A 22,266-nucleotide genomic window follows, 5' to 3' on the forward strand; every position below is an offset into this window, starting at 1 on the left:
TCACCAGTCAGTATCGAAGTGGATGACAACTGCCAGTACTGGATTGACCGCTGTTAATGATAATACTTCGCGTTATCTTCGCGCCAGTTTTTGCTCGGCGCTGAAAGATACAGAGACGGCAAGATGTAAAAACGCCCACCATAAGGTGGGCGTGAAGGTACGAGCATTGTGGCAACGATCAGTACTGGTGCGACCAGGTCAGACTGTAGGTGCGCCCGCGGCCCTGGTAGTCGTAGAGATATTCGGGGCCGTAGGTGGGGGAATAGAAGCCTACAGCGCGTTGGCCCCAGGCGGTCGAGTACTGTTTGTCTAACAGATTGGAGACGCCCAAGGTGAACTTTCCGTAGCCGGTCTGCTGACTTCCTATGAAATCGAGCGTAGTGAAGCCTTCTATTTCTGCGTCTTCGTAATCCGTGTAGTCCCAAGCGTGATTGGCTTGCAACCGGAGGGAGCGTTGATAATCCGACCAGCCAACATGAAGCGTGGCTGTGTCCTGGGACGGGTAGGGTGCGTCAGTAATGCCACGGTCTTCCCAATCGTCATCAATCTTCCGCTCGGAGGCCAGGACGTGAAGCGTCCCGCCTACTTCCCAGTGGGTATCCACGTAACGAGTCACGGACGCCTCCAGGCCATAATCGCGGCGCTTATCATCCGTCTGGCTGATGCTTAGGTTCTCGTTGACCTCAATGCTCGAGTTGGACCAGGAATAATAAACGGCCGCCTGGGTCAACCAGTCGCCACCCTGATAGCGCCACCCCAATTCAACCTGGCGCGTCTTGATGCCATCCAGCGGGTTGTCGCTAACACTTTGGCCTTCGTTACCGTAATACTTCGATGGGTCGGGAAGTTCGAAGCCTTCGCTGTAGTTGGTCCACGTCTGGTGGCCATTGTGGAAATCGTAAAGTGCGCTGGCGTTATAAAGGGTCACGTCGTAATCGTTCTCACCGCCCGGTATATCCTGGAAATCGCTGATTTCGACATCCATGTGCTGCTGCCTGATACCGGCGCCGAACTTCAGTGAGTCCGTAGCCCACCATTCGCTTTGGGCAAAAGCCGACATGCCATCGATCTGGAAGCTGGGATAGCGGGGGGAGGTACCAGTCCCTTCCTGCACTAGACCGCCAGTGGCATCCGTGATAGCAGGGTCGAAACTCATATTATCTGCAGCGAACTCTTCGCGATCGAAATCTACACCATAAGTGAGGTTGACACTGTCCGTGACGTCCGATGAGAAAAGGGCCTTTATGCCGCTCAGGTCGGTGTCTTGCTTAGAGGTAGTAAAATAATAGCCGTTTACCTGTTCATCCGGGTCTATACGTCTATTTGCATTGTCATCTTCATAGTCTGCGTATGGGAAAGGATGAAAGCTTGACTCTTCCTCACGGTGGAATGCTTGCAAATAGAAGTTCTGGCCTAGCAGGTTTGCATGATGATAGTTGAGATTGAATAGCTTCCGCTGAGTACGTGGTTCCCTGTCAGCGCTGAACCCATCTCTGATCTCGGCATCATGCAGCAAATTGTTGTTTCTGCCTTGCACCGGCCCGTCGGCCAGATTGGGAAAATAAACGCCACGGTCGCCTTCATACCCTGAATCGTAAAGCTGTGCGCTGACGTCGAGTGTCTGGTTGGCATCGATAGCGAAGTTCAGGCTACCCATGACATCGATACTGCGATTGTCCTGCAGGTCGGTCTGGGCAATGTCGGGGAATATTTCATCACCGCTGGCATCATATTGGCGGCCATTGTCCTGTAGTGCCACGCCAATGCGCCCGCTTATCCGCTCGCTACCCCCTGACACGCCAATCGCAGCACGACGATCCAGATCGTTACTGTCGTTGAAGCCGGTCGTCACGCCCAGCTCCGTTTCAAGAACCGGTGGGCCCGCTTCGCCTTTCTTAGTAACGATATTGATGATGCCGCCCGTGGCGCCCCCGCCGTAAAGGCTGCTGGCGCCCGACAATACCTCTATGCGCTCGATATTGAAGGGGTCGATGGCGTCGAATTGACGGGATAGGCTGCGTGAACCGCTGATAGATACGCCATCGATCAAAACCTGAACATCTCTGCCACGCAGGTTCTGGCCAGCGTTGGTGCGGCCTTGGGGGCCGAAGTCCAAGCCTGGGACGAGTTTTCCCAAGGCGGTCTTTAAATCGGCGCCGGTATGGACTTGTTGCTGTAGCTCTTCACGCTCGACGACCCAGACAGTCCCAGGAATCTGACTGATCTGGGTCGGCGTACGCGAACCTACCACGACCATGGTGTCCTGGTCCTGCTGGGCGTGCGCTGACATGGCTGCCGATCCGGCAGCCACAAGGAGGCCATACGTGAATGTCTTTTTCATTGTCTGTTCCCTTGCTGCTGGCAACTTTTTGCCTGAACTCAGGGGCGCAAGGGTAAGAATATGCAAGAAAAAGTCAAACAATAATTATTTTCATTCGATTTAGCATATGGATTTTACGCAGGGATCGCGATCAGACTGATCACGTACGCTTCTAGGTGTGCATGCCGTCCGCTTAGCAGGCTACCGGCCGGCCAATGTTCGCTTAGCGTCTTGTTGAGTCGCAGGACGGTCTGCTGAGCATCAGGATTCCAGTCGATAAGCTGGGCGTCCTGAAAGTAAAAGCGTACGTTGACCAGTGGAAACAGCGCCTTGAACAGGCTCTCCTTGAGCGAGAATACCGCTGTTACGAAATGGGCCTGCTGTTCTACAGGCAGGGCCGCCATCAGATCCCGCTCCGCCGGAGTGAGAATTTGCGGCGCCAGCCGTTCGGCCCGCGCCAGCTCGAGCTGGCGTTCGGCATCCAGCCCTACCCCTTGATAGCACTCCGTCGGTGCAACCATGGCGGCTGCGAGATCGCCGCTATGCGTGATCGAACCTACCGTGCCGCTGGGCCAGAGCGGCGCCTTGCTCTCGGCCATTCCCGGGACATGGGGCGTGCCGGTCAGCCGCTGCAGCGCCTCGCGGGCACAGAGCCGGCCCGCAAGGTATTCAGCTTGCCGCTTGGGCGCTGCATTTCGTAGCGTATCGGGCAGCGGGATGCCGCTATGGATAAAATCATCGACAACCAGACGCTGACGGTCGAAACGCACCGAGTACGAGCGGACGTAAGATAACGCAGTCTGCCATGGCCACGAGGCATCCAGAGCATGGCAACAGGCGGGTAGCGATAGCGACATGGATCAGCGGTCTTCCAGCCGTGCATCAAGTTCGACCGGCACCTCGTCGCCGATCTCCTCGTACCCCAGCAGCATGAATATCGTGCGTGCAGTCTGGTTCTGCATCAGCTCCTTGCCATCGAGCGCAACGCGTTCGGCATTGCGTACATGCAGGGTATTCCCGGACTCACGAGTGATGCGGACCTTCAACGGCTCTTGCTGCCTCTGGCCCTGGTTATCCACACCCAGCATGACCGTTTCGGTTATCGATTCGCCGACATTCAGGGAGTCGAGCCGCTCGGGAGACAGTTGAACAGTCACCGTAGTCAGCGTTGTATCGGCCAGGCCGGATAATAATGGGGGTAACTGCCCGACACGCTCTAGAATGTCAGTCTGACGTAGACGGAGCGGCACCCGCAGTGTTCCGTCATTGCCAAGCGTGCCTTGAAGCTGGCTTACCCGGTGGGTATGCGGAACAGGGCCGGTTGGGGTAATCTCGACGACCGTCGCCTCGACGCGTGATTGCTCGGGTATGAGCTGCCAGGCTGCTTGGGCCGGTGTCCCCAGCAGCAGGGCAGCACCTGCCGCGGCGACCAGAGAGCGCGCGCGGGGTAGGCGGGATGTGATGTGGTTGGATAGCATAGCAGCCCTCCGTGGTGATGTGGCTCGCTGTTCGACAACGAAAACGCGGCTGGTTTCCTTCATTATCATTCGCTATCATACGCCACCACTGTCAGGGCCTATAGCTCAGTTGGTTAGAGCAGGGGACTCATAATCCCTTGGTCGCAGGTTCGAGTCCTGCTGGGCCCACCAATAAAATCAGGTGGTTACGGGGATTTAAGAGGCTCTCCGTTAGTGTCTGGTTGCGGTTTGGTTGCTGATCCGCGGCAACCTTGCAACCACTCCATCCCACCTAGTTGGATCCGCATGAGCGTAGCGGCTGGTCACTGTCATTGACGAATGCCCTAGCAGATCGCGAATACTCGTTAACGTCTCTCCCTTGCTGGCAAGCAAGGATGCGTAGCAGTGCCGTAGATCATGGAAGCGAATATCAGGGCGACCAATTTTCTCCCTGGCTTTCTCGAACGCTCCACGCACCTTATCCCCAGTCGTGTCGAAGGGCAGGCTTGCTACCAGTGGCTGCGCCTCGTCGGACAGCGGGATCACCCTTGGCTTTCCGTTCTTCGTCTGGTTTGGCCTGAGCACGATCCGGCCGTCGTAGACGTTCCCCGGTTCCAGCCCCATCAACTCTCCTCGCCTCATCCCAGTAAGCATGGCCAGCAAGATCACCTGACGCTCGACCTTGTAACGCTCGGGGACTGCCTCCAGCAACTCGCCAAGCTCGAGTTCGGTCAGGTAAATATGCCGCTCGTTCTTGGGTGATGGCTTGCGTAGCTTGCCGTCCAGTGGTAGGTCCAACCAGTCCCATTCGCGGTATGACAGCGAGAGCACCCGCTTAACAACCTGAATGCGATTGTTGATGGTCGACTGTGCCAGCCCTTTCTCCTTGAGAGCCTTTTGCATCCTACGGTAATGAAGCCCTAGAGCAGGTCGGCATCATCTTCAATCACGGCGTGGGCTACTCGCCGGACAGCCTGGTGGGCCAGGACGGGCTCATCGAGATCAAGACCAAGCTGCCCAAGTACCAGGTCGAGCTGCTGCTGGCCGATGAGCTACCCCAGGAGCATGTCGCGCAATGCCAGGGAGGGCTGTGGGTCAGTGAGCGGGAGTGGCTCGACTTCGTCAGCTACTGGCCAGGGATGCCGCTGTTCATCAAGCGGGCCTACCGGGATGATGCACTGATTAAGACCCTTGCCGAACGCGTCGAAGCCTTTCACGAAGTGCTCGAGACAGCAATGAACCATGCCAAATTCCAGGCCGGCGAAGTGGCCGGTACCTATCAGGTGGCCTCCGCCGTCACCGAAGCCGATATCTTTCACATGGCCAAGCAACTGGCACGTCGACGCCTGGCCCGTGGACGAGTCATCAGCCAGCCGGCCCGCGCCTTCGACTACCTGCAGGTCCTGCTCCAGGACTACGAGCATGAGGTGTTCAGTGCCTTGTTCCTGGACAGTCAGCATCGAGTGATCCGCTTCGAGGAGCTCTTCCGCGGCACGATCGACTCGGCCAGCGTCCATGCGCGTGAGGTCGTCAAGACGGCGTTAGCTCACAATGCAGCGGCAGTGATCCTGGTTCATAACCACCCTTCGGGCAATCCCGAGCCCAGTGATGCCGATTTACGTATCACTCAGCGCCTGAAGGAGGCTCTCGGCCTGGTCGATATTCGAGTGCTGGATCACGTGTTAGTCGGAGGAGAGGGCTACGTCTCTGTGGCAGAACAAGGAAAGCTTTGAATCTTCCTTCGGAAAAGCAGCAGAAGGCCATGAAGCCCTCCCGATCAGGGAGGGCTTCATGGCTGGACAAAGGATCATAGTTTTTGTTTTTAGCCGGCTAGTAACTAACAATGCTGCTCATTGCCGATTCACATAGGCCAATCCGGTTGAAAGCAGGCTAACCCCCCTATAGATTAAGCAACCGGTTCAGATCAGGGCTGCTCCATCCTTCAAGCAGTGCAAACTCAGGTGAGATGGTAACCCCATCTCCCATAGGAAGCGAAAACATGGCCGAGATGGAAGATCGCTGGTTATCCGTAGACGAAATAGGCAAGCACCTCGGTGTCAGCAATGACACCGTGTATCGCTGGATCGACAAGCATTCAATGCCCGCCCACCGTATGGGTCGATTTTGGAAGTTCCAAAAAGCCGAGGTAGATGAATGGGTCAAAGCCGGTGGCGCCGCCGAAACGCCAAACAAGGGTGAGCGCTCCGAATGAGCCAGGGCAGGTATCGAATCTCCTTCACGTCCGGCAGCTTGTATCACCGGGAATCGGTGAAGCTAGCCGAGTTGTACCTGTCGCTCCATGACTGGGAAAAGGTGCGGGCTCAGGCGCTTGCTGACAACCTGCTACAGGCCAGGACGGAAAGCACGGCAAAGCGCACCTGCAGAGAGGCGATTGCACGGTTGAAAACGTTGAATGATGGAGAACTCGCTTTTTTGCCGGAGGCAAACCACCAAGACCAGGCTCACCTCCTATGGGTTGCAGTGTGCCGTCTGTACCGTTTTATCGCGGATTTTGCGATGGAAGTGCTCCGAGAACGGTATGTAGCAATGAAGCTGGATCTTAGCTTCGAGGACTTCGATGCCTTCTATAACCGTAAATCTGAATGGCATGACGAGCTTGATAGTGCCAGCGCTTCAACGCGGGACAAATTGCGGCAGGTCCTGTTCAGAATGCTGCGGGAGGCTGGGCTGTTAGGGAAAGACAAAACCATCAACGCGGTACTGCTAAGCCCAAGGCTGGTTGAGCTGCTTCGTCAGAACAACCCTGACGAGTTTCTGTACTTTCCAGTCTATGAATCAGATATCAAGGGGATGTCAAAGTGAGAAAAGACATTTCCAAAATGCCGATGCAGGATCGACTCCAGCACTTGTTCAACGTTGTATCTGGCCAGCGATTCCTGAACAAACAGGGGCTGGGCAATGAAGTGCCTTTCTTCATCTGCCCCTACCGGCCTGAAGAATCCGTCGAAATGGAGCGTCTTCATCGGCAGCTGGTAAACCGACTGGAGCAGGCGGGCATCCGGATCCTGAGCATCAACCTGTATGACCTGGCCGTTGGCATTTTGAGAGAAAGAGACATCTGGAACCAGGTATTGGAGCTCGAGCCCACGGTCTCAAAGGATCAGCTGAAAGAGCTGTTACAGGGAGTGCTGGATCCGGAAGCTCATTTGGTGCCCGCTATTGCGGCAAAACTCCAGTCCGTTGAGTTTGACGTGCTGTTTCTTTCAGGGGTGGGGGAGGTCTTTCCCTACATACGCTCACATAACGTGCTCAACAACTTACAAAGCACCGCCAAAGACCAGCCAACGGTGATGTTTTTCCCAGGCTCCTACACTCACTCCCTGGAAACCGGGGCATCATTGGATCTGTTCGGCAGGTTGCATGACGACAAGTACTACCGTGCGTTCAACATATTTCATTACGAAGCCTGAGCGGACGACATTATTCGAGGCGTAATCATTAAGGGAAGCGCAATGACATTGAAGAATATTTTTCTAAAGCCCGTTGATCGCCCCATTGAAGGCGTTATCAAAGCCGACGATGAAGCCAGTCTACGCCTCGAAATTGAAGAATATGTACTGACCAACGAAGTCGAGAAACGCCTCGAAGAGTTCCTGGATGCTTACAATAACTACGAGGGAGCGAACGGCGTATGGGTGTCCGGCTTCTTCGGTTCGGGTAAGTCCCACCTGCTCAAGATGCTGGCCCTTTTGCTTGAAAACCGGGAGATGGATGGTGCCTCAACCCTAGATCTGTTCCTTCCCAAGTGCAGCGAAAATGAGATTCTCCGGGGCGACCTAAAGCGAGCCGTCTCAATACCGGCGAAGAGCATCCTGTTCAATATCGATCAGAAAGCCGATGTCATTAGCAAAACCCAGATCGATGCACTTCTGGCCGTATTCGTTAAAGTCTTCGACGAGATGTGCGGCTACTACGGCAAGCAAGGGCACATTGCCCAGTTTGAGCGCGATTTGGACAGCCGTGGACTGTACGAGCAGTTCAAAGCCCAGTACGAGGCCATCGCTGATCGCTCCTGGCAGAAAGGCCGAGAGCAGGCCCTTCTAGAAGGAGCGAATATCGCCAAGGCTTACGCCGCTGTGACCGGCGGCGATCAGCAGTCTGCAATGGGTATTCTCGATAAGTACCGCAGCGAATACCGTGTCTCTATCGAAGACTTCGCGGACAATGTGAATGGCTATATCGAGAAGCAAGCAAAGGAGGGAGACCACAAAGAATTCCGCCTGAACTTCTTCGTCGATGAGGTGGGTCAGTACATTGCCGACAACACCAAGCTGATGACTAATCTTCAAACCATTGCCGAGAGCCTCGCTACCAAATGCCGGGGCCGGGCCTGGATAATTGTCACCGCCCAAGAAGAAATGAAAAACGTTGTGGGCGAAATGGGAAAACAGCAGGGGCATGATTTCTCGAAGATCCAGGCGCGCTTTAATAACCGCATGAAGCTATCCAGCGCGGACGTGGCGGAAGTGATCCAGAAGCGTCTATTGACCAAGACCGAAGATGGTGTCAATCAGCTGTCTGACGTCTACCACGCACAGGCGAACAACTTCAAAACCCTCTTTGATTTCGCGGACGGGTCGGCCACCTACCGGAACTTCCGGGACAGGGACCACTTCATCCACAGCTACCCCTTCGTCCCCTACCAGTTCGCGCTGTTTCAATCAGCGATCCAGAATCTGTCGCAGCATAACGCCTTCGAAGGAAAACACAGTTCCGTCGGTGAGCGCTCCATGCTGGGGGTCTTCCAGCAGGTCGCCATCCACATCGGAAACCACGAGGTAGGCCAGTTGGCCACCTTTGACTTGATGTTCGAGGGCATTCGCTCTGCCCTAAAATCACAAATACAGCGCGCAATTATCCAGGCCGAGAAACACCTCGATAATGCCTTCGCCATCCGTCTTTTGAAGGCCCTGTTCCTGGTCAAATATGTCAAGGAATTCAAGCCCACGGTGCGCAACCTCTGTGTGTTGATGCTCGATGCCTTCGACCAGGATCTACCGGCGCTTCGCAATAAGGTCGAGGAAGCCCTGAGCCTCCTGGAGCAACAGACCTACATACAGCGCAACGGGGACCAGTACGAGTACCTGACGGACGAAGAAAAGGACGTCGAGCAGGAGATCAAGAACACGGAGGTCGAATCATCGGACGTCTCGGACGAACTGGAAAAGATCGTTTTCGACTACGTCATCAAGCAGCGCAAGATCCGTTATGACGCCGGCTCCTCCCAGAGCCAGGGGCAGGACTACTCCTATTCGCGCAAACTGGATGATCGTCTGCATGGGCGTGAGTACGAGCTCTCAATCAACATCATCAGCCCATTTCATGAGCATACCGACACCGAGCAAATGCTCCGTACAGCCTCAACGTACAAGGCGGACGAGCTGTTTGTGCTCATGCCGTCGGACGAGCGCCTGGTGCGGGATCTGCTCATGTTCAAGCGCACCGAGAAGTACATCAAGCAGAATATTTCCGTTACCCAGCAGGAAGCCGTCAAGCGGATCTTGAATGACAAGGGCTTCCAGAACCGTGAGCGTGAGGCCAGGCTCCGGCAGCAGGTTCAGACTCTCATTGGCAAGTCCAAGTTGCTCATCGGTGGCGCGGATGTGGAAGTGGCGAATGAGGACGCCCAGACCCGCATCATTCGAGGCTTCCATGAGTTGATTTCGCGGGCTTATCCCAACCTCCGCATGTTGCGCGGCGTTTCCTACACGGAAAACGACATCAGCAATTGCCTTAACCGCACAGATGATGGCCTCTTCGGTAACGACGCCACGTCTCTGGCGGAATCCGAGCAGGAGGTGCTGGCGTTCATTCAGAGCAACAACCGGGGCGGTGTCCGTACCACCCTGAAGAGCCTGCTGGAAAAATTCGAGCGCAAACCCTACGGCTGGTATTACGCCGCGATTCTCTGCACCCTGGCCAACCTGTGCGCCCGTGGCAAGGTGGAAGTTCGTCTGGACGGGAACATCCTAGAGGACAGCGAGCTGGAACGCGCCCTGCGTAATACACACGGCCACGGCAACGTTGTGCTGGAACCACAGATTGAGTTCACCGCCTCTGAGGTCCGGGCGCTCAAGTCGTTCTACGAGGACTTCTTCGACAGCCCGCCCCGCAGCAGCGAAGCCAAGGCCCTGGGTAAAGAGGCCGGCGAAGCCTTCCAGGAGATGTACCACGACCTGGATCGGCGGATAGCGCAGGTCGACCAGTACCCGTTTCTTAATGCCTTGAAACCGGCCCTGGAGACGCTGAAAGAAGTTGCCGGAAAGCCCTACACCTGGCACCTGGCGGAATTGGGCAAGCAGGAAGACCAACTGTTGGACCTGAAAGAGGATGTCATCGACCCCATCCGCAAGTTTATGGGCGGCTCACAAAAAGACATCTACAACCAGGCTCGGTCCTTCCTGCAGAGCCAGGAGCCCAACTTTATCTATGTGTCTGGAGACGAGATCGAGCAGATCCGCACCATCCTGAACGATCCCAGCTGCTACAAGGGGAATCGCATCCAGCAGCTCAAGGGCCAGCTGGATAGCCTACAGGAGCGCATCGATGAGAAAGTGCAGCAAACCCGAACTCAGGCAGAAACGTCCCTGAAGACCATGCAGGAACGCATGCAAAGCATGGACGAATATCAGTCCCTGCCGGAGCCGCGCCAGGATGAGCTCAATAAACCGTTCCGTGGCTTGGTCGATTACATCGGTCAGGAGCGTCTTATTGCCGTGATCAAGGACCGGACCCGGTACTTTGAAGAAGAGGGCTACCAGAGGCTATTGGGCAAAATGGTGGCCCTAGCCAATCAGAAGTCAGCACCGACAGAGGATCCCGAGCAGCCCCGAGGTAGTCAGAAAGAGGGCCAAAATGGGGGGCAGCCTCATGAAGTCAGGGAATCGCCAGCCGACTATGTTCACACCCGCAACCTTCGTGTCGCTTTCGACAAGGCCTGGTTGGCCGACGAGAGTGATGTGGACCGGTACCTGAATGCTCTGCGCGAGGCTCTGCTGATTGAAATCCAGCAAGGCTACAAGGTTCAAATCTAAAAGTGCCGACCTAGTGCTCGCCACATAGGGGCAAGTAAATACGTGCGGTGCACGTAAAACCCGAGCGAATTCGAGCGGCTCACGTATTTTAGTGTCCCAGTGAAGGCAGTAGCCGACCGGGTGCTGGGTCAGGAGATATTAAATTAGCGGAAAGCAATAATGATAGACCGGCTTGAACTCAAAAACTTTACGTCATTCGGTAATCTGGACATCGATTTTTCGCCCAAGATAAACGTGATCATTGGCGAGAACGGTACGGGCAAAACCCACCTGCTCAAGGCGGCTTACGGACTTTGTGCGGGCGCGTCGTTTTTCAAGCACAAACCGGGTCTCGGTAAAGCTGAGCTCGAAGCGGCATTGACAGCCAAGTTCTTGCGCCTGTTCATGCCTCTAGATGACAAGCTGGGGAAGATGCATTTCCACGGCGCCAGGGAACACGCCAGTTTAACCGCACAGTTTGCAGAAGGGCAGAAGGTTAACGCGACCTTTTTCAACAACTCCTCTGAGCTTTCGATTAAGGAATCACAAAGCTATGCCAAGTACCGGGCTAAGCCCGTGTTCATCCCAACCAAAGAGGTGCTCTCTCTGGTCAAGGGTATGGCCGACGAAGCACACGACCAGAAGACGGTTGAGCTGATATTTGATGATGGCTACGTCGATCTTGCCAAAGCCCTGACCAAAACCAATGACGAAGACCTGGACGCACGAATCAATGAAGATCCGAGGCTGAATTCGATTATTCCGCAACTGGTCAGCCTGATTGGTGGGCGATATCAGTGGGAAAACGGTGGCTTCTGCTTCCAGCCGGGTGAGTACCGGGAAAAGCCCTCCCCTAAACGGACCAATTCCAAATCTGCCCAAGCGTATCAAGACTCCACAGTGACAGAGTTCGTTGCAGAAAGGGGTCGTCAGTACTCCAGCAGCATGACAGCGGAAGGCTTCAGAAAGATCGGTATCCTGCACAGGCTGCTGAGTAACGGCGTGCTGTCGCCTGGATCCAGTGGCCCACTGTTTTGGGACGAGCCGGAGTCGAATATGAACCCCAAGCTGATGAAGCTGCTTGTTCAGGTTCTTCTGGAACTGGCCAGAAATAACCAGCAAGTCATTCTCGCTACCCATGATTATGTGCTGCTCAAGTGGTTTGATTTGCTGGCCAACCCAAAGCAGGGACATCACATTCGCTTCCATGCGCTGGTCAACAAGGGTAGCCAAGTCACTCTTCAGTCAGCGAATAGCTACAAAGAGCTGGATAACAATGCCATAGCGAACACGTTCGATGATCTGTACGACGAAGAGGTCAAGCGCTCGCTCGGGGGTAAGGCATGACTCTTCTCTCTGAAGACGACCTGGAATTCGATTTCAGCGATGCCATTGAAGCTGTTCGCTTCGATGACGACTCGCTACATGGGCAGAGCACCATGAAGCGAGTTGATTTTATTGCGGAGTATGAGGATCGCTTCGTTTTTTTAGAAGTAAAAGACCCTGATAACCCTGTCGCGGCCAATCCTGAAGCATTCAGACAAAAGCTCGTTAGTGGCAATTTAATACCGGACTTAGCGGGGAAGTATAGAGACAGCCTCTGGTTCCGAGCCCTCAGCGGTAAGGCGGGAAAACCAGTACATTATGTCGTCCTGCTTTCCATGGCCGCTCTCGATCCCGCACTGCTGCTAGCCAAACAAGATGAGCTGCACCGCTGCCTGCCCTTGAATCACAAAGACTGGTCTCATCCGTTTGCACAGGCATGCGTAATTCTCAACCTGGACCAGTACAGGAAACAATTCGGAACCCATACCGTCCGAAGAAAAAGTGCGGGAGACTAATTCATGGAAACATCGAAACTTAAAAAATTCGCCCAATTCGCTCGCCGCAGCCTGCTCGAACAGGTTACAGCCAAGCTCAAGCTGGTTTTAGCCGAAGAAAGCCCCGCCCGGCGAGAAAGGCCACAGGCAATTAAAAAGCTGGAAGAGGCGATAGCCGAGCAGGGCAAAGAACAGGTTATCGAGCGGGTGGCCTATATCTGGTTCAACCGCTTCTGCGCCCTGCGCTTTATGGACGTGAACCGTTATAACCGCATTGGCGTGGTTTCTCCCGCTGAGGGGCAGTTCCAGCCCGAGATCCTGGCTGATGCCAAAATGGGCCATATCGATGCAGAAATGGTGTCGGAGTCAACCTGCCAAAAGATCTTTACCCTGCTGGATGGCAAAACACCCAGCCAAGATCCGCAGGGGGAAGCCTATCGCCTGTTGGTCGTCGCGGCCTGCAACTATTGGCACAGCGCCATGCCATTTCTGTTCGAACGCATTGACGATTACACCGAGCTTTTGATGCCGGATGATCTGCTCTCAGGCAACTCAATCCTGGCCTATACCCGCGAAGCCATGACGCCGGATTCCTGTGAAGATGTCGAGGTTATCGGCTGGCTGTACCAGTTCTATATCTCCGAAAAGAAAGACCAGGTATTCGCTGATCTCAAGAAGAACACGAAGGTTACTCCCGAAAATATCCCGGCGGCAACCCAGCTATTCACGCCGCACTGGATAGTGCGTTATCTGGTGGAGAACTCACTGGGCCGCCTCTGGATGCTCAACCGTCCCGACTCTAGCTTAATCGAGCATATGGATTACTACATCAAGCCGGAAGAGCCTGAGACAGACTTCCTGCGCATCGGTAGTCCGGAGGAAATCAAGATCTGTGACCCTGCCTGTGGGTCGGGCCATATGCTGACGTATGCATTCGATTTGCTCTATGTGATTTACGAGGAGGAAGGTTACGAACCCGCCGATATTCCGGCCAAGATCCTGGCTCATAACCTGTATGGCATTGAGATCGACGAGCGGGCCGCCGAGCTAGCCGCCTTTGCTCTGACCATGAAGGCGCGGGCCAAGCAGCGCCGGTTCTTCCGGAATGCCGTGCAGCCGAATGTTGTCGTGTTGGAAAATGTGATGTTTACCGACACCGAGATACAGGAAGTGGCCTCCGTGGTGGGCAACAATCTGTTCACCGATGAGTTGCGCGAGACTCTTGGCCAGTTCGAGCAGGCGAAGAATTTCGGCTCGCTGATCGTACCTAAGTTGCGCGACCCGGCCGAGACGCTGCGAATGGTGGAAGAGCGAGACTTTGGCTCCGATCTGTTGCTGAAGGAGGTGCAGGCGCGCGTGGTCGAAGTGCTGCGAATGGCAGAAGCCCTCTCGCCCCAATATCATGTCGTAGTAGCAAACCCACCGTATATGGGCGGTAGAGGTATGAACCCTAAACTCGATGCCTTCGCGAAAGCACATTACGAAGATTCCAAATCTGATCTCTTCGCTATGTTCATTGAAAGGTCAGCAGCTTTGGCACGGAATTTCGGCTTTGTAAGTATGATTACTATGCAGAGTTGGATGTTCCTATCGAGGCATCAGAAGCTTCGCGAGAAAATTGTCGAAGGCCTTCCTATTAGATCAATGGCGCATCTTGGCACTGGTGCTTTCGACTCCATCGGTGGGGAAGTGGTTTCAACAACAGCATTTGTATTGGCAAAAAATGGGAAGACCACGGAGCAAGGCAGCTTCGTTGATCTTCGTGATGGAAGATCAGAGGCAAAAAAATCAGAAGCGTTGAGAAAGGCCGCAAACGGAGAAAGCTCAATAAATATAGTTAGCTCTAAGACGTTTGAAGAAATCGATGGAAAGCCCATTGCACATTGGATATCCGATAAATTCCGGTCATGTTTTAGAGATCTCAATGCAATCAAGGATGTGTTCAAGCCCGCAGTAGGACTGAACACAGGTGACAATGATCGGTACTTGAAGCAATGGTTCGAGGTAGGGCATGTCGGGATTTTTTTTCACGCTAACGACCTTCAAGAAGCAGCAAATCGAACCGAAAAGTGGTTTCCCTACAATAAAGGTGGAGGCCACAGGAAGTGGTATGGAAATCAAAGTCACGTAATAAACTGGCAATACGACGGCCAAGAGGTCAAGCGCTTCGCGACACTACGAAACAAAGGTAAGCATTGGTCTAGATACATTCAGAACTTGGATAAAATGTTTCTGGAATGTGTGACTTGGTCTGACATTTCGACGACCTCGTTCGCAGCGCGTTTTTCTCCTGGCGGTTTTTTATTTGATGTGAAGGGGTCGTCAGGAGTTCCTCATCGAGCAGAAGACCTTAGCCCTGTATTAAGCCTCTTGTGCAGCAAATTAATGCCCGAGTTCATGCGATGCGTCAACCCTACGTCAACCTTTCAGGTAGGTGATTTGGCGCGTGTCCCATACGCAAGACCCAAAGAGCTTCGCAACCTCAGCGCTAATGAACTGCAAACCGTAAAAATTACCAAGTCCGACTGGGACGCCTATGAAACCTCATGGGATTTCACCAGACTCCCGCTACTCTTGTCCGACCATCGGGCTGAGACGCTCGCGGCCACTTATAATGCTCTTCGTACTCATTGGCAGCGCATGGCCAAAGAGATGCAGAGCCTGGAGGAAGAGAACAACCGTATTTTTATTGATGCCTATGGTCTGCAGGACGAGTTGACGCCGGATGTAGCGCTGGAGGATGTCACTCTGACGTGCAACCCCCACTATCGTTACGACAACAACAAACGTGAGGAGGAGCTGGAGGCGCTTCTGCTGGCCGACACAATGCGTGATCTTGTGTCATATGCCGTAGGCTGCATGTTCGGACGCTATGCCCTGGAAGAACCGGGGCTGATCCTAGCCAACCAGGGCGAAACTATCGGGGATTATCTGAAACTTATCCCTGAGCCGAGCTTCCCAGCTGATGATGACAATGTCATCCCCATGCTCGATGGCGATTGGTTTACCGACGACATTACTGAGCGCTTCCGTGAATTCCTGCGCATCGCTTTTGGCGAAGAGCATTACGAGGAAAATCTCCGCTTTGTCGAGCAGGCACTGGGCAAGGACATCCGCAAGTACTTCCTAAAGGACTTTTATAACGACCACGTGCGTCGTTACAAGAAACGGCCCATCTACTGGCTGTTCTCCTCACCCAAGGGCTCATTCAATGCGCTGATCTATATGCACCGCTACCAGACTCATACCGTGGGCACGGTGCTGGAGTATCTGCGCGATTTCAAAGACGAGAAGCTGAAAGCCCGGAAAAACCATCTGGAAGCCGTCAGTATCAGCACGGGGGCCTCCCAGGGCGATAAGACCAAGGCCCTGAAAGAGATCGAGAAGATCAACAAAATCCTCGCCGAGCTGGATGACTACGAGCGGGATGTGCTCTACCCGTTGGCAACGGAGCAGAAGGAAATCAATCTCGATGACGGGGTGAAGTTTAATTATCCCAGATTTGGCGAAGCCTTGAAGAAAATTCCAGGATTGTCCTGAAGCAGTAAGGAGCTGTCGGCATGGCGGGTGAGTACGAGAAGGCCATTACTATCAAAGACTCAATTGATGCTATCAACCAGCGAGACTATCTGCTGCCGGCAATACAGCGGAAGTTTGTCTGGAGCAGTCACCAGATTTGCGTGCTGTTCGACTCCATCATGCGTGGTTACCCCATCAACACTTTCATGATGTGGGAGATCAAGGATGATGGCATCAAGAACGACTACAAGTTCTACGAGTTCTTGAAGTCCTACTGCCAGCGCTTCAGTGAGGAGAACCCTCACGTTCCAACCAATGCCAGTTATAAGGATTTCAGAGCTGTCATTGATGGCCAGCAGCGTCTTACATCCCTCTACATTGGTCTTTGCGGTACATACGCGTACAAGAAGCCCAGGGTTTGGTGGCCTAGCACTCGCGACGACCGGGTGTTGCCGCCCCGCAAGCTGTATCTGGACCTGAAAGCACCTCTGGAATCGGAAGATGATGAATCATTGATGTATTACAACTTCAGGTTCCTGACAGACCGGCAATATAAGGACTCATTGGCTTCAGAGGCCCCGGCCCACCACTGGCTTTGCATGCATGAAATACTTAGGTATCCAAACCACGTAAGTAGCGATGATGTGCTTCTGGAGGTGGTAATACCAGAGCTCGAACGACGAGGGCTCAATGCGAATGCTTTTGCCCGGAAGACACTGCTGAAAGTTTATGACGTGATCCGCTCTCAGCGGATCATCCATTACTTCAATGAAAATAGTCAGCAAATTGACCATGTTTTAGATGTGTTTATCCGCACCAACAGCGGAGGCACAAAGCTGGATTTTTCTGACCTCTTGATGTCGATAGCTGTTGCCCATTGGAATGGTGATTTTCGGAAAGAGCTTGATGATTTGACCCAGCACATCCATCAGAGCACTGAAATGGGCTTCTACATTGAGCGTGACTGGTTGTTAAAAACCTGCTTGATGCTGACGGAAGCCGATGTTCGCTTCAAAGTAAGAAACTTCAAAGGTGAGCAGGTTGCCCGAATCCAGCAAGAGTGGCCCGATATCAAGGAGTGTATCACCGAAACATTTCGCCTCGTGCGGCGGTTCGGTATTACGCCGCAGTCCCTGACCTCCAGAAATGCTGTTATTCCCATCTGCTACTACCTATATAAAAAATGCTCTGGAGGAGAGCCGCTCTTTAGGAAGATTAATAACCTGGCGAAATGCCACGAGCACCGTGCGGTGATAAGCCAGTGGTTTTACATGGTGCTGTTGAAAGGGGTCTTCGGCGGCCAAGCCGACTCGATTTTAAGCAGCATGAGGGATGTTCTGGAAAAACACCTCACCGACAATGCCTTCCCTTTGCCCGCGATCATCGAGCGTTACAAGGCGACGAACAAGGATCTACGTTTCGATGAAGAAACCCTCGATAAACTACTGGAAACCCAGCATGGAGAGGGGCGCTGCCGCGCGTTACTGCATTTACTGTTCCCGGAAATGAACGTTTCAGAGATCTTTCACATTGACCACCTGCACCCGAGGGCGGCATTTGACAAGAAGATGCTGAAGAGAGCCAGTTTACTGACTGATGACGAGCAGTTGATGGAGTTTTATCGCGACCCAGTCCATTGGAATGCGATCCCCAATCTCCACCTACTGAATCATTCGCAAAACCTGTCCAAGAAAGATCGCCCTTTGAAGGAATGGCTTTCTGACCCAAATGTGCATTTAACTCCTAGAGACCTGCTCATCGAGAATGCGGATCTGGAATTTACCTCATTCAAGGCGTTCTATCTGGCCAGGCGGGAAGCCCTGAAACAGCGCTTGATATCCAGAGTCTACATGTCCGCGCCGCTGTCGGCTGAGAGTGTCGCTGATAGTGAGGACGAAGATTTGCAAGAGGCGGTCTCATGAGCAGCCAGATTCAAAGGGCTTTAACCCGACTATTTGACAAACACCGGATCATTTTCTGGTACGACGCCAAACAGGAGCTGCGCGGTGACTTCGAGACGGTTTCCATTCCGGACGTGGAGAAACTGGAGATCGCCAACAACGAGTACGGCCTGAAACATCGCATTCTTCGGGAGTCACCGGAACAGAAGTTCCTTTTGTACAAGGAGGGGCCGCAACCAGAGGATCTGGACAACTGGTTGCTGGACGTACAGTTGGCCCACGGTGAATTCCGGACCGACCAGGTGGCCATCTGGCTGTCCGAACTGGAATTGGGCCTCGAGTTCGCCGAGGTGGCCCAGGCTCACGCGGAGTTTTTCCAGGCGATCAAGCGCAAGGAGGCGTTGAAGAAGTTGCTGAAACCGGACGACACCGCCGGTCAGCTGCGCCTAAAGATGCTGGCTGTATGTGCCGGTAGTGAGCCCCGTATGGACTCGGTGGTGGAAACCCTGCTGCAGCAACTGGCGGAAGACCGTGATGATGGCATCCGGCTGATTGAACGGTGCGGTCTGGATAGCTTCCTATGGGAACAACTGACCCGTTTCTACGGCTACGAGGCCAGTGAACCTAGCCTGCGCGACTTTGTGATTGAGCTTTTCAAGTCTTGCTACGCCATGGGCACTGATGGCGAGGTTAAACTGACCGGCGATGCCTTAGTGTTCCTCAAACGCTGGAAAGACAGCCGGCAGTTCGAGCAAGGTTTTGAAACTCTGTCTGCCGAGTGTGCTGAGGTGCTGGGCATTGAGCAGGATCTCGGTAAGCGGGACTTCCGGGACCTGGTTGAGCTGGACTACTTCCGGCTAATCGATCAAAAGATTATCAGTGACCTGGTGCGGGCGGTGGTTGGCCGCACGGTTACCAGCGGCGATGTGGCATTGTGGGTGCGGCAGCGGCGCCAGGGCCATTGGTACGAGGATTTTCGGAACCTATACGAGGCCATTGAGTTTGCGGCCCGTTTTATCCAGATGCTGGGTGAGGCTCGTCTCACCATGGACAGCCTCTCCGACGGCGTTCAGCGATACAGCCGCTCCTGGTTCCAACTGGATCAGCTCTACCGCAAGTTTACCTACCATGTGCGCATGTCTGGCCAGTCATCGTTGATGGGCGAGCTTAGTGAGCAGGTGGAGAACCTGTATTCCAACAACTATCTGCTCAAGCTGGGCGATGGCTTCCAGGTTCACGTAGATGCCGCGCCGCGCTGGGAGGCCTATCGGGTTATTCAGCAAAAGGCCTTTTTCGAGCACTGGGTTCGCCCGTACCTGCGCAAGGACAAACGGATCTGCGTGATCATTTCCGACGCCATGCGCTATGAGATTGGTGACGAGCTGCTGGGCCTTATCCGACAGGAAGATCGCTACAGCGCGGAGCTCGAACCGGCACTCTCAACCCTGCCTAGCTATACCCAGCTCGGTATGGCGGCGCTACTGCCCAACAAGGCGCTGGCGATCGCCGACAACGATACCGGCACGGTACTGGTAGACGGCCAGAGCTCACAGGGTACGGCCAACCGAACCAAAATTTTACAGGCCGCCCTAGGTGGGCGGGGCCAGGCCGTCAAGGCGGAAGATTTTATGCAGCTCAACCGGGAAGACAGCCGGGAGCTGCTCAAAGGTAATGACCTGCTGTATATCTACCACAACCGCATCGACCACACCGGCGACAAGATGCATTCAGAGGGGCAGGCTTTTGAAGCAGCGGAACAAACCCTAGGTGACCTTATACGCCTGATCAAAAAGCTGACGGCGGCCAACGCCAACAACCTACTGATCACGGCTGATCATGGCTTCATTTACCAGAACCGTGAACTGGATGAGAGTGACTTCTTGGGTGAAGCCGTTTCCGGCGACGATATTCGCTACCGGGATCGTCGTTTCGTGCTGGGCAAGGGGCTGTCCACCTCTCCGGCCTTCCATCACTTCTCGTCTGAGCAGCTTGGGCTGGATGGCGATATGGAAGTTCAGATTCCCAAGTCCATCAACCGGCTGCGCCTTAAAGGCTCAGGCAGCCGCTTTGTTCATGGCGGCGCATCCCTTCAGGAAGTTGTGATTCCGGTCCTGAAGGTCAACAAGAAGCGCCAGAGCGATGTCAGCGCCGTTGAGGTGGACATCCTGCGAGGGGCCAGCTCGGTGATCACCTCCGGCCAACTAGCGGTCACCTTGTATCAGTCCGGGCCGGTTACCGAGAAGGTACAGCCTCGCCATCTGCGGGCTGGAATTTTCACGCAAGCAGGTGAGTTGATCTCGGATAGTCATGAGCTCTCCTTTGACCTGACCTCGGAGAACCCCCGCGAGCGGGAGCTTCAGGTGCGTTTTGTGCTGAGCCGAAAAGCGGACGAGGCTAACGGCCAGGAGGTCTTCCTGCGGCTGGAAGAACAGCATGCCGGCACCTCGCACTACAAGGAATACAAGTCGCTTAGGTATTTGATGCGGCGGTCCTTTACCAGCGATTTTGATTTTTAGATTCAGGGATTATGAGGGGTAGTACATGAGCGCACTGCTGGAAGCGGTTAGAGAAGGGCGGTGGGCCGACGTTAAAGCTGCCTTGTCCGAAGACGATTCTATTGACTGTGAGGAGCTCAGTGCGACGGCTTTTACCCTGGCGCTGGAGTCGGGCTTTAAAAATGTCGCGATAGAACTGCTTGCGGATCCAAGATTTGATCCGAATGCTAGGGATACTGAACCGCTCAGGCTGGCAGTTCGGCTTGGCTACCTCGATACTGCGTCCATTCTTTTGGAGAAAGGGGCTAACCCGAATTTCCGCTGTAAAGAATCCAGCAGTGCCCTGCTGTTGGCGCTTGAGTATGAGTATTTTGACCTTGCCCAGCAGATGGTTGCCAAGGGCGCTGAGCTGAATATTCGTAACTCAAAAGGGTGGACGCCACTCATCTGGGCGACTATTAAAGGCTACCGCCGCATCGTGGAGTTCTTGCTGGAGAATGGCGCGGATATCCACATCTGCAATAACGATGGCTGGAATGCGTTGACGGGCGCTTATTTCAAACAGCGTACCGATATTGTGGAATTGTTGATTGAGCGCGGAGCCCACTTTGGCAGGAAATATAGTGAAGCAGCGCTGCTATCCGCGTATGAGCAAGGCTACGATGACACGGTCAGAAAGCTTGTCAGCGAAGGCTGTAACGTCAACATTATGGATGCCGATGGCACACCGTTGCTGATACTGGCGATACGTCGCGGAGACTTAGCTGCCGTGAAGTTATTCCTGGAGCATGGTGCGGATGCTAATTGCCGGTCGGATAAAGGTAATTCGGCTCTAAGTGTGGCCTTGGATGTGCGCGAAGAGATTGCTGAGCTGCTCATAGAGCATGGCGCTTCCCCCAATATCCCGAACCAAAAGGGTTGGTGGCCATTACACACAGCCGCGGATCGGGGAAATGCTGAACTTTGTAAGCATCTGATGGACAGAGGCGCAAACCCAGACCAGAGAATCAACGGATCTAGCACCCCTTTGATTCTTGCTGCAGGGGAGGGGCATCTGAAAGTGGTTGAGTTGCTGGTTGAAAGCGGCGCCAACCTTAACCTAAAGAATCCAAAAGGTTTTACTGCTCACAAGCTTGCTGAGTTACTTAAACATCATTCAGTGCGGAACCTTTTGGAGAATAAAGGTTGCGTAACGACATGATCGAGACTTCCGAGGTGTTCGAGGCGATCAGAAGAGGCTATAACGAGTTTGAAGCCGCATCGAATACTGAGATTCTCGATTATTTCTCTGCTATTGATGGCGAATCGGTGGCCGGGCATGCCAGCCATATCAAAGGTATTCTGTTTGAACAGGAATACGTAGACCTGTTGGCAGCCCGAGGGGTAGAGGCTCAGGTATTTGAGGCGACAAACCATCCGGTAACTGATATTGCCATTATGGATGGTGATAACATCGTGCAAGAGATTCAGCTCAAGGCTACAGACAGCAGCAGCTACATCAGTGCAACCATCGAGGAGAATCTGGATGTTGCGATTGTGGCGACCTCAGAAGTGGCCGCAGGCTTTGATGATGATACGGTGACCGATTCCGGAATTGATGATGCAGCTCTGGAGCAGGCGGTCAGTGAAGCTGTTCTGGATGAGGCGGTTAATCCTATGAGCCCATTGTCAGTGATTGGCTGGATGTTCGGTCTGCCTTTTTAATTCTGTAACAAACAAG

16 protein-coding genes and 1 tRNA gene are annotated in these 22,266 nt (G+C 53.9%); 13 read left to right on the plus strand and 4 right to left on the minus strand.

What is annotated here, in order from left to right; genetic code table 11:
- Window positions 1-178: 178 nt before the first annotated feature.
- From F568_RS23145 to F568_RS0117675, 3 genes are all read right to left on the minus strand, one after another.
- Complete coding sequence (locus tag F568_RS23145; protein WP_019020097.1) at window positions 179-2,341, minus strand: TonB-dependent receptor; 2,163 nt, start codon at window positions 2,339-2,341, stop codon at window positions 179-181.
- A 113-nt stretch (window positions 2,342-2,454) separates the two neighbouring features.
- On the minus strand, window positions 2,455-3,177 hold the full coding sequence (locus F568_RS0117670) for a 4'-phosphopantetheinyl transferase family protein (protein ID WP_019020098.1): 723 nt from the start codon (window positions 3,175-3,177) through the stop codon (window positions 2,455-2,457).
- A 3-nt stretch (window positions 3,178-3,180) separates the two neighbouring features.
- Window positions 3,181-3,798: a hypothetical protein gene (locus tag F568_RS0117675; RefSeq protein ID WP_019020099.1), complete on the minus strand. Its 618-nt coding sequence runs from the start codon at window positions 3,796-3,798 to the stop codon at window positions 3,181-3,183.
- A 94-nt stretch (window positions 3,799-3,892) separates the two neighbouring features.
- On the opposite strand from F568_RS0117675, the gene F568_RS0117680 reads away from it, so the two are divergent.
- A tRNA-Ile gene (locus F568_RS0117680) sits at window positions 3,893-3,969 on the plus strand.
- Between the two features lie 39 nt (window positions 3,970-4,008).
- Here F568_RS0117680 and F568_RS0117685 read toward each other — a convergent pair.
- Window positions 4,009-4,680, minus strand: coding sequence for a site-specific integrase (locus F568_RS0117685; RefSeq protein ID WP_019020100.1), 672 nt, complete (start codon window positions 4,678-4,680; stop codon window positions 4,009-4,011).
- A 74-nt stretch (window positions 4,681-4,754) separates the two neighbouring features.
- Between F568_RS0117685 and radC the strand changes: the two genes are divergently transcribed.
- The 12 genes from radC to F568_RS0117750 all read left to right on the plus strand — a co-directional run bounded on the left by radC (window position 4,755) and on the right by F568_RS0117750 (window position 22,250).
- On the plus strand, window positions 4,755-5,510 hold the full coding sequence (gene radC / locus F568_RS0117695) for a RadC family protein (RefSeq protein ID WP_444939602.1): 756 nt from the start codon (window positions 4,755-4,757) through the stop codon (window positions 5,508-5,510).
- 266 nt (window positions 5,511-5,776) lie between these two features.
- On the plus strand, window positions 5,777-5,989 hold the full coding sequence (locus tag F568_RS0117700; protein WP_019020102.1) for a helix-turn-helix domain-containing protein: 213 nt from the start codon (window positions 5,777-5,779) through the stop codon (window positions 5,987-5,989).
- Window positions 5,986-6,600 carry a DUF1819 family protein gene (locus F568_RS0117705; RefSeq protein ID WP_019020103.1) on the plus strand — a complete coding sequence of 205 codons (615 nt, stop codon included), beginning with the start codon at window positions 5,986-5,988 and terminating at the stop codon, window positions 6,598-6,600. The genes F568_RS0117700 and F568_RS0117705 overlap by 4 nt, the downstream gene beginning before the upstream one ends.
- Window positions 6,597-7,208, plus strand: coding sequence for a DUF1788 domain-containing protein (locus tag F568_RS0117710; RefSeq protein ID WP_019020104.1), 612 nt, complete (start codon window positions 6,597-6,599; stop codon window positions 7,206-7,208). The genes F568_RS0117705 and F568_RS0117710 overlap by 4 nt, the downstream gene beginning before the upstream one ends.
- A gap of 42 nt (window positions 7,209-7,250) precedes the next feature.
- Window positions 7,251-10,832 carry a BREX system P-loop protein BrxC gene (gene brxC / locus F568_RS0117715; RefSeq protein WP_019020105.1) on the plus strand — a complete coding sequence of 1,194 codons (3,582 nt, stop codon included), beginning with the start codon at window positions 7,251-7,253 and terminating at the stop codon, window positions 10,830-10,832.
- 159 nt (window positions 10,833-10,991) lie between these two features.
- Window positions 10,992-12,158 carry an AAA family ATPase gene (locus F568_RS0117720; protein ID WP_019020106.1) on the plus strand — a complete coding sequence of 389 codons (1,167 nt, stop codon included), beginning with the start codon at window positions 10,992-10,994 and terminating at the stop codon, window positions 12,156-12,158.
- Window positions 12,155-12,652 (plus strand): hypothetical protein, encoded by a 498-nt coding sequence (locus F568_RS0117725; protein WP_019020107.1) that lies wholly within the window; start codon window positions 12,155-12,157, stop codon window positions 12,650-12,652. The genes F568_RS0117720 and F568_RS0117725 overlap by 4 nt, the downstream gene beginning before the upstream one ends.
- Before the next feature lie 3 nt (window positions 12,653-12,655).
- Window positions 12,656-16,171 carry a BREX-1 system adenine-specific DNA-methyltransferase PglX gene (gene pglX, locus F568_RS0117730; RefSeq protein WP_019020108.1) on the plus strand — a complete coding sequence of 1,172 codons (3,516 nt, stop codon included), beginning with the start codon at window positions 12,656-12,658 and terminating at the stop codon, window positions 16,169-16,171.
- Window positions 16,172-16,191: 20 nt separating this feature from the next.
- On the plus strand, window positions 16,192-18,072 hold the full coding sequence (locus F568_RS0117735; protein WP_019020109.1) for a DUF262 domain-containing protein: 1,881 nt from the start codon (window positions 16,192-16,194) through the stop codon (window positions 18,070-18,072).
- Window positions 18,069-20,567 carry a BREX-1 system phosphatase PglZ type A gene (gene pglZ / locus F568_RS0117740; protein ID WP_019020110.1) on the plus strand — a complete coding sequence of 833 codons (2,499 nt, stop codon included), beginning with the start codon at window positions 18,069-18,071 and terminating at the stop codon, window positions 20,565-20,567. The genes F568_RS0117735 and pglZ overlap by 4 nt, the downstream gene beginning before the upstream one ends.
- A 25-nt stretch (window positions 20,568-20,592) precedes the next feature.
- Entirely contained in the window at window positions 20,593-21,747 is a 1,155-nt protein-coding gene (locus tag F568_RS0117745; RefSeq protein WP_019020111.1) for an ankyrin repeat domain-containing protein, read from the plus strand.
- Entirely contained in the window at window positions 21,744-22,250 is a 507-nt protein-coding gene (locus tag F568_RS0117750; protein WP_019020112.1) for a hypothetical protein, read from the plus strand. Before F568_RS0117745 ends, F568_RS0117750 begins: the two co-directional genes overlap by 4 nt.
- Window positions 22,251-22,266: the final 16 nt, after the last annotated feature.

The organism is Modicisalibacter luteus DSM 23508 (assembly GCF_000378505.1).
GTDB lineage: Bacteria > Pseudomonadota > Gammaproteobacteria > Pseudomonadales > Halomonadaceae > Modicisalibacter > Modicisalibacter luteus.

What these genes read in the sequence shown, in the direction of transcription:
- F568_RS23145 (WP_019020097.1), bottom strand. Translation starts at nt 2,341, where the DNA reads ATGAAAAAGACATTCACGTATGGCCTCCTTGTGGCTGCCGGATCGGCA.
- F568_RS0117750 (WP_019020112.1), top strand. Translation starts at nt 21,744, where the DNA reads ATGATCGAGACTTCCGAGGTGTTCGAGGCGATCAGAAGAGGCTATAAC.
- F568_RS0117735 (WP_019020109.1), top strand. Translation starts at nt 16,192, where the DNA reads ATGGCGGGTGAGTACGAGAAGGCCATTACTATCAAAGACTCAATTGAT.
- F568_RS0117725 (WP_019020107.1), top strand. Translation starts at nt 12,155, where the DNA reads ATGACTCTTCTCTCTGAAGACGACCTGGAATTCGATTTCAGCGATGCC.
- brxC (WP_019020105.1), top strand. Translation starts at nt 7,251, where the DNA reads ATGACATTGAAGAATATTTTTCTAAAGCCCGTTGATCGCCCCATTGAA.
- F568_RS0117745 (WP_019020111.1), top strand. Translation starts at nt 20,593, where the DNA reads ATGAGCGCACTGCTGGAAGCGGTTAGAGAAGGGCGGTGGGCCGACGTT.
- F568_RS0117700 (WP_019020102.1), top strand. Translation starts at nt 5,777, where the DNA reads ATGGCCGAGATGGAAGATCGCTGGTTATCCGTAGACGAAATAGGCAAG.
- F568_RS0117720 (WP_019020106.1), top strand. Translation starts at nt 10,992, where the DNA reads ATGATAGACCGGCTTGAACTCAAAAACTTTACGTCATTCGGTAATCTG.
- F568_RS0117675 (WP_019020099.1), bottom strand. Translation starts at nt 3,798, where the DNA reads ATGCTATCCAACCACATCACATCCCGCCTACCCCGCGCGCGCTCTCTG.
- F568_RS0117670 (WP_019020098.1), bottom strand. Translation starts at nt 3,177, where the DNA reads ATGTCGCTATCGCTACCCGCCTGTTGCCATGCTCTGGATGCCTCGTGG.
- F568_RS0117685 (WP_019020100.1), bottom strand. Translation starts at nt 4,680, where the DNA reads ATGCAAAAGGCTCTCAAGGAGAAAGGGCTGGCACAGTCGACCATCAAC.
- pglX (WP_019020108.1), top strand. Translation starts at nt 12,656, where the DNA reads ATGGAAACATCGAAACTTAAAAAATTCGCCCAATTCGCTCGCCGCAGC.
- pglZ (WP_019020110.1), top strand. Translation starts at nt 18,069, where the DNA reads ATGAGCAGCCAGATTCAAAGGGCTTTAACCCGACTATTTGACAAACAC.
- F568_RS0117705 (WP_019020103.1), top strand. Translation starts at nt 5,986, where the DNA reads ATGAGCCAGGGCAGGTATCGAATCTCCTTCACGTCCGGCAGCTTGTAT.